Here is an 11,057-nt window from a genome sequence, read left to right as displayed (position 1 = left end):
GCTCCAAACGGGGGATCAACTGTGCCGCATTTAACTGTTGCGCCTGTGCCTGCTGTATCGCTAATGAAGTTACCTGACCTGCATCGAACTGTAAGTTGATAATCCTTAATGTGCTATCGTTCAGTTTTAAGTTCTTTTTCGCGATTTCCAATTGCGCATCAAGCATTAACAAATTGTAATAACCTTGTGCAACATTGGCCACTAAACGCGTTTGAACTGCTTTACGTGCCTCTTCTGTCTGTAAAAAACTGGCTAAAGCGCCAGCTTTTTGATTGCGGATTTTGCCCCAGATATCAGCCTCCCAAACCACCCCCAGATTCGCATTGTAATCTTCGATGTGTGTTGAGCCTGTAAACTGGTTAAGGCTTAAACCATTTAAACTGTTATCAGACGGACGGCTCGAACTCGCCGCCACCTGCAATTTCAGTTCAGGTAAATAACCCAGTTTCGATTGTTTGAACAATACTTCGGCTGCATCGATATTTTTCAAGGCAATCTGCATATCGTAATTTTTAACCAAAGCTGTATCAATTAAATTCTGAACAGTAAGATCGTTGATAAAACTCTTCAATGGCATACCGCCAACACTCGAAGAATCTTTAGGCAATGAATTTCTGAATAAGCCTGGCGCAATATTGGGCAAGGCTGTATCTTTCGAAACCGAACATCCGCTCCAGATCAAAGCAAGGAGCAGGATGGTAATTAGATTAAACCGTTTCATAAACTACATGATTATTATTTACAGGCTCTCCATTGTGGTGAACAACCTCATTTCTTGATTTTTTTGATATTTTTTCCTGTAAGGCCTGGAAGATGACGAAAAGTACCGGAATGATGAACAAACCTAAAACTACACCCGATACCATACCACCTGCTGCACCGATACTGATGGAGTGGTTACCTTGTGCCGATGGACCTGTTGCAATGCTCATCGGGAACAAACCAAACACAAAGGCAAGTGATGTCATAATAATCGGTCTGATCCTCAATCGCGCTGCTTCTATAGCCGAATCAACCAAACTGAGTCCCGCCTTTCGTCGCTGCACGGCAAACTCCACAATCAGAATGGCGTTTTTAGCCAGCAAACCGATAAGCATAATCAGTGCTACCTGTACATAAATGTTATTTTCGATACCGGTTAAGCCCAATACCACAAACACACCGAATACACCTGTAGGGATAGATAAGATTACCGCCAATGGCAGGATGTAACTCTCATACTGTGCTGATAATAAGAAGTAAACAAACACCAAACAAAGTAGGAATATCACTGTCGACTGTCCGCCTGAAGAAATTTCCTCACGTGTTTGTCCGGAGAATTCATAAGCATAACCTGTTGGCAATTGTTCTCTGGCGGTTTCTTCTATCGCTTTAATCGCATCACCAGAACTGAAGCCTGGTTTAGGGATCGCATTTACCTCTATAGAGTTAAACAGGTTATAACGAGAAGCTGTTTCTGAACCATATACACGGGTTAATTTAACCAGGGTACTGATTGGCACGCTTTCTCCTGCCTTGTTTTTAACAAACACACGATCGATACTTGCGGGGTCGGTTCTGTCGGCAACATCAGCCTGAACCACTACACGGTAGTATTTACCAAATCGGTTAAAATCTGATGCCTGCGCAGTACCAAAATAAGTCTGCATCGTTTGTAGGATATCTTTTTTGCTTACGCCCAACTGATCGGCCTTTTCATCGTTAACATCTAATTGTAACTGCGGATAATCTGCTTTATAAGAAGTAAAAGCATAAGCAATAGCCGGTTTCGCCATTAACTTTCCGATAAAGTTATTCGCTACGCCACTAAATTTATCCAGTCTGCCGTTCGTTTTATCCTGTAACATCACGTTCATGGCCTCCACATTACTAAAACCCGGAACCGTAGGGAAACTGAATACAAAGAAGGTACCGGCAGATATGGCTGCCATTGTCGGGATAAAGCCTGTTTTTGTTCTGCCTACCAGAAAAATGGTAACCAAAACGATTAAGGCAAGCCCGCCCATACTGATCCATTTGTTACGGATAAGCACTTTTAAGCCACCAACATATCGGTTGGTCATATAATTGAAACCACCGTTAAAGCCTGCATAAAACTTTTCTACAAAACCTTTTTTAGGCGCGTTATGACCACCTTCAGCATGTTTGTTCTTTAAAAATAAGGCCGCCAGCGCAGGACTTAAGGTTAAGGCGTTAACAGCTGAGATAATGATGGCGATAGCCATGGTTAAAGCGAACTGTTTGTAGAAAATACCTGTTGAGCCGGTCATAAAACCAACTGGTAAAAATACCGCCGCCATGACCAATGTAATCGATATAATGGCCCCGGTAATTTCATTCATTGCCTCGGTAGTTGCCGCCCTCGGGCTAAGCGAAGGGTTTTCTTCCATTTTGGCATGCACCGCTTCTACCACCACAATCGCATCATCTACCACAATACCTATGGCCAGTACAAGCGCGAACAGGGTTAAAAGGTTAACAGAGAAGCCGAACAACTGCATGAAAAAGAAGGTACCGATAATCGCAACCGGAACCGCTATAGCCGGGATTAAAGTAGACCTAAAATCCTGAAGGAAGATAAATACAACGATAAATACCAGTAAAAAGGCTTCTATCAAAGTATGTTCTACCTGATTGATGGATTCATCAAGATCGGTTTTGGTACGGTAAAACTGATTGAATTTAATACCTGCAGGAAAATCTTTCGATAGTTTTGCCATCAGTTTATCAATGGCAATCTGGATTTCGTTGGCATTCGATCCTGATAATTGAATTATACCAATGGTAATACCATCGTGCCCGTTTAAACGGTTTACACTACCATAACTATAAGCACCCAATTCTACTCGGGCCACATCTTTTAAGCGTAATATAGAACCATCAGAATTAGAGCGGATCGCTATATTTTGATATTCTTCAGGCTTGGTAAGCTTACCTTTATATTTAATGATATATTCAAACGCCTCACTACTTCTTTCTCCAAACCTACCTGGTGCTGCTTCAAGGTTTTTGTCCTGAATGGCTGTGATGACTTCATTGGGTGTAATTTTGTAAGTCGCCAATTGACTTGGGTTTAACCAAATACGCATTGAATAATCTTTAATACCACCAAATACACTGGCAGAACCTACACCCGGGATACGTTTAAGTTCGGGAATGATATTGATCTGCGCATAGTTATTTACAAAAACGGCGTCGTATTTTTTTGGATCTTCTGAGTAAACACCGATAGCGCCAATAAAGCTATTTTGCTGTTTGGTAGTGGTTATACCATATTGTACAACCTCTGCAGGTAACTGGCTTGTGGCCTGCGAAACCCGGTTTTGCACATTAACAGCTGCCTGATCGGGGTTCGTACCCTGTTGAAAGTAAACTGTAATGGCCAAAGTACCGTCGTTACTGGCGCTCGAGGTCATGTATGTCATGTTCTCTACACCATTAATTGCTTCCTCCAACGATGGAGTTACCGAACGTAAAATCGTTTCGGCATTGGCCCCAGGATATACAGCAGTTACCAATACCGACGGAGGTGCGATATTTGGAAAGCGCTCTAAGGGCAACTTTGTTAAGCCAAGTATACCAACTATTACCAATAAGATGGAAATAACAGTCGAAAGTACAGGCCTGTCTATAAATTTCTGAAACATGACTTTTTAGATTTTAGGTCTTATTAATTTTTTGTTTTTGCAACAGCTACTTTATCTGCTGCTTTTTGAGGCTGGATCACCATGCCCTCCTGTAGTTTATCAACCCCGCTTAACACAATCTGGTCGCCAACTTTTACCCCGTCTTTAACCAGGTAATTTTCGCCAGCTTTACCAACAATGGTAATGGATTGTTTTTTCACCTTACTGCTGTCGCCTACGGTAAATACAAATACTTTATCCTGCATTTCTACCGTTGATGACTGCGGTACCAGAATGGCATTATCGTGCTGCAAACCTAAACGGATCTTACCGGTATTACCTGAGCGAAGAACGCCACTTGCATTAGGGAAACTTGCCCTTAACGTGATGGCACCCGTGTTTTTATCAAACTGACCATCAATCATATCGATCTTGCCTTTAATCGGGTAAGCAGAATTATCAGCCAATAAAAGTTCTACTGCTGGCAAATGTTTAATCCTGTCGGCAGGTGTTTTACCCGGGTAGTTTGCATTAAAATTATTGAAGTCGTTTTCTGCCAAAGCAAAATAAACATGTACTTCGTGGATATCTGATAACTGTGTTAAAGCAACCTGATCTGTCGGAGAAACTAAACTTCCCTGTTTTTTAGGGATACGGCCGATGTAACCGCTAACAGTAGCCTTAACATTGGTATAACCTAAGTTAATCTGTGCCGAAGCCACGCTGGCTCTGGCTTGTTCGGCATTTGCCTGCGCAATTTTATAAGCTGTTTTAGCAGTTTTTAACTGAAAATCAGAAACTACCTTATTTTGAACAAGTGGTGTTAATTTATCAACTTCCAATTGAGCGTTTAAAATGGCCGCTTCTGCAGCATGTAAACTTGCTTTGGCATTGTTTAAAGCCTCGCGGTAAGGGTTTTCATTAATTTTGAACAGGGTTTGTCCGGCAGTTACATAAGCGCCTTCGTTAACCAATACACTTTGTAGGTAACCACTTACCTGTGGACGTACATCAATATCAACAGCGCCCTGAATAGAGGCCGGATACTCGATATAGGTGGTTTCTGTACTCGCGTTAATGGCGCTTACAGGCAATGCCGGTGGCGGTGGTGCAGCTGCAGCCTGATCAGGCGACGACTTACAACTCACCAGAATTATAGATAGAAGAGAAATTGTTAACAATAACTTAATACTATTAAACTGTTTAACAGTGTTAAGTAAGGGGTACAAGCGATGTAGAGATTTCATATGATTAAATTTAATTGGAATTAGTGTGTATAATAATTTAACAGTGTTAAATTACGTTGTAAAAAAAATTAACTATTAATAGATAATGTAATGCCCTTGATGGCATCTTTTAAAATCTGTTGGTTTAACTCGTCTGTTGTTCTTCCGTTGGGGCGAACCAGATTGATGGAAATTAAACCGTGGATGATAGACCAATAAGTGTAATACTTCRTGCAGATATCATCATCAGATACTGGTTTTTTCTCGAATAACGATTCGATCACCTCGCCTAACATACTACCTACGTTTTCGGCTTCGGGCATTGAATTTTTAACGGTACAGCAAACCATATCCACACCGTACATCAATTGATAAAATTCTTTATGGGTAAAAGCGAAGTTCCAGTAGGCAATCCACATGGCTTCCATTTTATCTTCCGGAGATTCGTGTTGATCCCTGGCCTCACGGATATCTTTCGCTAACATTAAATATCCCCTTCTGGTGAGTTCCAGTAAGATGCCATCTTTGTTAGAAAAGTATTCGTAAATAATTGGTGCAGTATATTCAATCTGGTCGGCAATTYTACGCATACTTAATGCCTGCCACCCCTCTGTTTGAACAATATTCAAGGCAGCATCCAGAATTTTTGTTCTGGTTTCATCTTTTAAACGTAGAATTCTTTCTTTACTTCCCATGACTTGGAATATACAGTGTAAATAATCTAACACCGTTAAGCAAATGTAGAACCAATTCCAGAATTGACAATCATTCATTTGTCATAAACATTTTATTGATTAGTTTTATAGCTGATAATCAACCGTTAAAGCATTTAAAAGGCTTTTTCAAATAAATTAATTTTCTCAAGAACTTATAAAAATGATTTTCCGCGAAGCAAAAACGACTGACATACCTGCGATACAAATTGTCAAACATACGGTAAAAGAGAACATTTTGTCAGATCCGGCGCTGGTTACTGACAAAGATTGCGAAGAATTTATTACACAACGTGGCAAAGGATGGGTTTGCGAAATAGGTGGAGAAGTAGTTGGCTTCTCCATCGTAGATTTAAAGGAGCATAATATCTGGGCGCTCTTTCTGCGTCCGGAGTTCGAAGGCAAAGGCATAGGCAAAAAATTGCACCAGTTAATGATGGATTGGTATTTCGATCAAACACATGAGCCGGTTTGGCTAGGTACATCGCCAAATACCCGCGCTGAAGAATTTTATAGCCAGCAAGGTTGGAAAAAAGTAGGGATGATAAATAAAGGCGAAGTGAAATTTGAAATGAGATATGAGGATTGGGTGGGTAGGTAGGCTTACTCTAAGTATTGTCATCCGATAGCTCTCAGATGCGAGAAGGCTTTTTCAACCGACGAAGTGCAGTGGAACGCAGATATCTATTGTGTAAAAGATCCTGAAACAAGTTCAGGGTGACGGTCTGAGAGAATGACCGTCATTGCGAGAAGGCTTTTTCAGCCGACGAAGCAATCTTAAAGCGCTCGCTAGCAGCGATAGTTGTAAGATTGCTTCGTTCCTCGCAATGACGAAACAGCGGGAAAAAGATGAATCACCAAGTCACAAAGAACACAAAGTTTAGTGCCTTGTGATATAGCGCAAAAAACTGAACCATATAAGACACATAAGTTACATATAAGCTCAATGCCTTATATGTTCTTACATTTCTGATATGGTGAAAAACTATAATAAATTAAGACCCTGAAACAAGTTCAGGRTGACGAMYCSATAGATTGATCGTCATTGCGAGAAGGCTTTTTCAGCCGACGAAGCAATCTTAATGCGCTCGCTAGTAGCGATAGTTGTAAGATTGCTTCGTRCCTCGCAATGACGATACAGCGKAGAAAAAATAAACACCAAGWCACYAAGAACACAAAGTATYSTGCCTTTGTTGTAAAGCCGTCAAAAGACTGAGCCATATAAGGCATATAAGCKCAATGCCYTATATGTTCTTACATTTCTGATATGGTGAAAAACTATAATAAATTAAGACCCTGAAACAAGTTCAGGGTGACGACCCGATAGATTGATCGTCATTGCGAGAAGGCTTTTTCAGCCGACGAGGCAATCTTAATGCGCTCGCTAGTAGCGATAGAGATTGCTTCGTCGTGCCTCCTCGCAATGACGATGCATGAAGGAAAAGGAAAAATACTACCCTTTAAACTTCTTCATAAACTTACTTACACTTTCTTCCAAATTCCCATCAGCAATGGCTTTAACGAAAGCCGTACCGATAATGGCTCCGTTTGCATAAGAGCAGGCCTTATCAAAAGTTTGTTTATCACTGATCCCGAAACCGATCATTGCTGGGTTCTTCAGATTCAGGTTTTTAATCCTGCTGAAATAAGCTTCGGTAGTATTACCAACCTCAAGATTTTTACCTGTAGTAGCCGACGATGATAACAAATAGATAAATCCATTGGTTAAACCGTCAATTTTATGGATACGTTCTTCAGCAGTTTGAGGGGTGATTAAAAATACATTACTCAGGTTATGTTTTTCGAAGCAATCTTTATAAAACTCCTCATATTCTACCATTGGCAGATCGGGAACAATACAGCCATCTACTCCTACTTCGGCACAAGCCTCGCAGAATTTCTCTACACCAAACTGCAAAACAGGATTTACATAACCCATTAACAAAACAGGAATGGTAACAGTCTTACGCAAGTCTTTCAACTGTTCGAAAAGCAGCTTAAGTGTCATGCCCTGATCGAGCGATTGTTTGCTGCTCGCCTGAATTACCGGTCCATCGGCAACAGGATCGGAATAAGGAAATCCGATTTCGAGCATGTTAGCACCTGATTTTTCCAGTGCTTCGGCAATTTGAATGGTATCGCCAGTATTTGGATAACCAGCAGTATAGTATATTGATAATATATTTTTCTTCTCCTCGAAGAGTTGTTTAATTCGGTTCATGTTTTTTCTTTTTCCGTCATTGCGAGGCACGAAGCAATCCTACTACACTCGCTAGGAAGCTAACCCAAAGCATTAAGATTGCTTCGTGCCTCGCAATGACGATTCTTCTACAGATTAAAATATTTAATATAAGTATCCAGATCCTTGTCGCCGCGGCCTGATAAACAAACCACTACGTTTTCGCCACCTTTAAATTCCATTTTTTCTAAGTAAGCCAGGGCGTGTGCACTTTCAATCGCCGGGATAATGCCTTCTAATTGTGTACAAAGCAAGCCTGCATCTAAACTTTCTTCATCGGTAATGGAAACATACTGGCCACGACCGGTTTTAAACAAATGTGCATGTTGTGGGCCAATACCTGGATAATCTAATCCTGCCGATACTGAATGTGGTTCTACCACCTGTCCATCTGGTGTTTGCATTAAAATGCTTCTGCTGCCGTGCAAAACACCTTCTTTACCCAGGTAAGTAGTTGCCGCAGAAAATCCGCTCGATACACCTTTTCCGGCCGCTTCAACAGCAATGAGTTTAACATTTTCATCGTCCATAAAATGATAGAACATGCCYATGGCATTACTTCCGCCACCTACACAAGCCAAAACATAATCAGGTTGGTCGCTTCCGGTCTGCTCTAATAACTGCTTTTTGGTTTCCTCAGAGATAATCGATTGGAAAATCGCCACCATATCAGGATAAGGGTGTGGACCAACTACTGAACCAATGATATAATGCGTATCAACCGGGTTATTGATCCAGTCGCGCATCGCCTCATTAGTGGCATCTTTTAGGGTTTTGCTTCCAGAACTTGCCGGAACAACCTTTGCGCCCAACATTTTCATACGGGCCACGTTAGGTGCCTGGCGCTCGATATCTACCTCGCCCATGTAAATTACACACTCGAGATTACGCAAAGCACATACAGTTGCAGTAGCTACACCATGCTGACCAGCGCCAGTTTCGGCAATGATTCTTTTTTTACCCAGTTTTTCGGCCAATAAAATCTGTCCGATGGTATTGTTGATCTTATGTGCACCGGTATGGTTTAAATCTTCTCTTTTTAGAAAAATATTGGCACCATATCTTTCTGAATATCTTTTGGCAAGATATAAAGGCGAAGGGCGACCAACATAATCTTTTAACAACTGATGAAATTCCTTTTGAAAATCGGCATCATCAATAATCTTTAAATAGTTTTGACGCAATTCTTCTACGTTTGGATAAAGCATTTCGGGGATGTAGGCGCCACCAAAATCTCCATAATATCCTTTTTCGTTTACTTTGTATTTCATGTTTTTTCTCTTTTTTCCCTTGGTTGAAACCAAGGGTTATGAATAACAATCTATTTATTCATTTCTTTAGTAAATTCTTTAATCTTCTCTGCATCCTTTAAACCTGGCTCAATTTCAAATCTGCTATTGATATCCAGGGCATATAAGCGCTCATCATTTATTTCTTTTATGGCCGGTGCATGTTCTAAATCAATGCCGCCACTTAAAAAGTAGGGTTTGGTGTAAGTATATCGGTCTAAAACAGACCAATCGAATGTTTTTCCCGATCCACCATGTGCTTTGGTTTTAGTATCGAACAGGAAATAATCTACCACATTTAAATAAGCTTCGAGACCTGAAAAATCAAAATCTTCATCTATTCCGAAAGCTTTAATCACTTCTAAGGCCGGAAAGCTTGATTTTAATGCTGCACAATATTCAGTCGATTCGCTGCCATGTAACTGAACAGCCTTTAGCTTCAATGTGTTTACTTTATCTTTTACTTTTTCCAGGTCTTCATTTACAAACACCCCTACGGTCTTAATCTCTGAGGGAATGTATTTGATCAATTCTGCAGAAACCTCACTGATTAGTCTGGGTGATTTTTCATAAAAGATAAAACCCAGATAATCTGGCTGAAGCTCGGCTATCGCAGCAATATTCGCTGCCAAACGCATGCCGCAAACTTTTAACTTTAACATGCCAATAAGTTTTTGAAACTGTTTAACGCTTTTTTGCTGGTTAAAGATTCTTCCGCTTCATAAAAGCAATCGGCAAAAGATTGTTCAGGTTTTATGGTCTTGATGGCCAGTGCCGAATTGCACAATACCACATTGTTCTGTACATCTGTGGCTTCGCCATTTAATACATCCATAAATATTTTGGCTGATGATTCTACGGTATCGCCACCTTTAATTGCATTGGTATCAACCTTATCAAAACCCATATCCTGAAGGGTTAAAATCTGTTCGCCCTTGTTCGAAAAGGTTTTCACATCACAGGTTAACGAAACCTCGTCATAACCTTCCAGTGCATGTACAATGGTATAACTTTTATCCGTGTCCTGATATAAATATGCATATAAACGGGCGAGCTCCAAACTAAAAACCCCTACCATCTGGTATTTTGGCTGTCCGGGGTTAACCATTGGACCAAGCATATTGAAAAATGTTTTCACACCCAGTTCCTTACGGATCGGTGCTACAATTTTCATTGCCGGATTAAACAACGGGGCATGTAAAAAACAGATCCCTGCGGTATCTAAATTACGCCTTAAAGTATCCTCATTATTGGTAAAAGTATAACCTAAATATTCCATTACATTAGAAGAACCGCAGCCCGAAGAAACGCCGTAGTTACCATGTTTGGCCACATGATGACCAGCACCTGCCACCACAAATGAGGATAAGGTAGAAATATTGAACGTATCTTTACCATCGCCACCGGTACCGCAAAGATCGATCAGTTCGTAACCCGATAAGTTTACTTTAACGCACATATCAAGCATCGCATCACGAAAACCCTGTAACTCCTGCACGGTAATATTACGCATGGCATAAGCCGTTATAAAAGCGGCAATCTGCGAAGAATTAAATGTGCCTTCCGAAATGGAGATTAAAATGTTCTTTGCCTCTTCCCTGCTAAAACTCTTGTTCTCGAATAAATGGTTTAATATTTTTTTCATGTTTTGTATAACGCTTACCGTCATGCTGAACTTGGTTCAGAATCTTTTCAATAGATGCTGATCCTGATTAATCGGGACAGCATGACGATCCTTCAAAAAATTGCATAAAAAAAGGATTGCTTTTTGGGCAATCCTCTTCGTTGTGTTTAAAATATTTTAAAATATATAACAATAGAATTTGCCTAACGAATTTCGTTATGCCACCACCAATTGTTATTTAAGTTTTTAATTATCATGTTTGTATAAAGCAAATATTGACATAGTTTTTTAATATTCCAAAATCTTTCTAAAAATATATGGCCTTTTTTAAAAGAAAAGT

The 11,057-nt window shown here is 40.3% G+C and carries 9 protein-coding genes; 1 reads left to right on the top strand and 8 read right to left on the bottom strand.

Annotated features, from left to right (window positions below; genetic code table 11):
- From AC1DND_RS10885 to AC1DND_RS10870, 4 genes are all read right to left on the bottom strand, one after another.
- A partial coding sequence (locus AC1DND_RS10885; protein ID WP_477581556.1) for a TolC family protein occupies positions 1-721 on the bottom strand: 721 nt, incomplete at its 3' end.
- Positions 708-3,647, bottom strand: a complete 2,940-nt coding sequence (locus AC1DND_RS10880; protein ID WP_477581554.1) for an efflux RND transporter permease subunit — start codon at positions 3,645-3,647, stop codon at positions 708-710. The genes AC1DND_RS10880 and AC1DND_RS10885, both read right to left, overlap by 14 nt.
- 23 nt (positions 3,648-3,670) lie before the next feature.
- Entirely contained in the window at positions 3,671-4,873 is a 1,203-nt protein-coding gene (locus AC1DND_RS10875) for an efflux RND transporter periplasmic adaptor subunit (RefSeq protein WP_477581553.1), read from the bottom strand.
- Positions 4,874-4,941: 68 nt separating this feature from the next.
- Positions 4,942-5,547 (bottom strand): TetR/AcrR family transcriptional regulator, encoded by a 606-nt coding sequence (locus AC1DND_RS10870; protein WP_477581552.1) that lies wholly within the window; start codon positions 5,545-5,547, stop codon positions 4,942-4,944.
- A gap of 181 nt (positions 5,548-5,728) precedes the next feature.
- Here AC1DND_RS10870 and AC1DND_RS10865 point away from each other — a divergent pair, with 181 nt between their 5' ends.
- Complete coding sequence (locus AC1DND_RS10865; RefSeq protein WP_477581550.1) at positions 5,729-6,166, top strand: N-acetyltransferase family protein; 438 nt, start codon at positions 5,729-5,731, stop codon at positions 6,164-6,166.
- A gap of 852 nt (positions 6,167-7,018) precedes the next feature.
- Here AC1DND_RS10865 and trpA read toward each other — a convergent pair.
- The 4 genes from trpA to trpD form a co-directional block, all read right to left on the bottom strand.
- The gene (trpA, locus tag AC1DND_RS10860) at positions 7,019-7,786 is read right to left on the bottom strand and encodes a tryptophan synthase subunit alpha (RefSeq protein ID WP_477581548.1); all 768 of its coding nucleotides are present in this window, start codon (positions 7,784-7,786) and stop codon (positions 7,019-7,021) included.
- 107 nt (positions 7,787-7,893) lie between these two features.
- Positions 7,894-9,075 (bottom strand): tryptophan synthase subunit beta, encoded by a 1,182-nt coding sequence (gene trpB / locus AC1DND_RS10855; RefSeq protein WP_477581546.1) that lies wholly within the window; start codon positions 9,073-9,075, stop codon positions 7,894-7,896.
- A 50-nt stretch (positions 9,076-9,125) separates the two neighbouring features.
- Positions 9,126-9,755: a phosphoribosylanthranilate isomerase gene (locus AC1DND_RS10850; RefSeq protein ID WP_477581544.1), complete on the bottom strand. Its 630-nt coding sequence runs from the start codon at positions 9,753-9,755 to the stop codon at positions 9,126-9,128.
- On the bottom strand, positions 9,749-10,738 hold the full coding sequence (trpD, locus tag AC1DND_RS10845) for an anthranilate phosphoribosyltransferase (RefSeq protein ID WP_477581542.1): 990 nt from the start codon (positions 10,736-10,738) through the stop codon (positions 9,749-9,751). Before trpD ends, AC1DND_RS10850 begins: the two co-directional genes overlap by 7 nt.
- Positions 10,739-11,057: the final 319 nt, after the last annotated feature.

This window comes from Pedobacter sp. 01N416 (genome assembly GCF_056399685.1).
This window is presented reverse-complemented; position numbering and strand designations above follow the sequence as displayed.

Bases quoted from the DNA above. Each gene is read 5' to 3' on its own strand.
- trpA (WP_477581548.1), bottom strand. From the start codon at position 7,786: ATGAACCGAATTAAACAACTCTTCGAGGAGAAGAAAAATATATTATCA.
- AC1DND_RS10850 (WP_477581544.1), bottom strand. From the start codon at position 9,755: ATGTTAAAGTTAAAAGTTTGCGGCATGCGTTTGGCAGCGAATATTGCT.
- AC1DND_RS10865 (WP_477581550.1), top strand. From the start codon at position 5,729: ATGATTTTCCGCGAAGCAAAAACGACTGACATACCTGCGATACAAATT.
- AC1DND_RS10880 (WP_477581554.1), bottom strand. From the start codon at position 3,647: ATGTTTCAGAAATTTATAGACAGGCCTGTACTTTCGACTGTTATTTCC.
- trpD (WP_477581542.1), bottom strand. From the start codon at position 10,738: ATGAAAAAAATATTAAACCATTTATTCGAGAACAAGAGTTTTAGCAGG.
- AC1DND_RS10875 (WP_477581553.1), bottom strand. From the start codon at position 4,873: ATGAAATCTCTACATCGCTTGTACCCCTTACTTAACACTGTTAAACAG.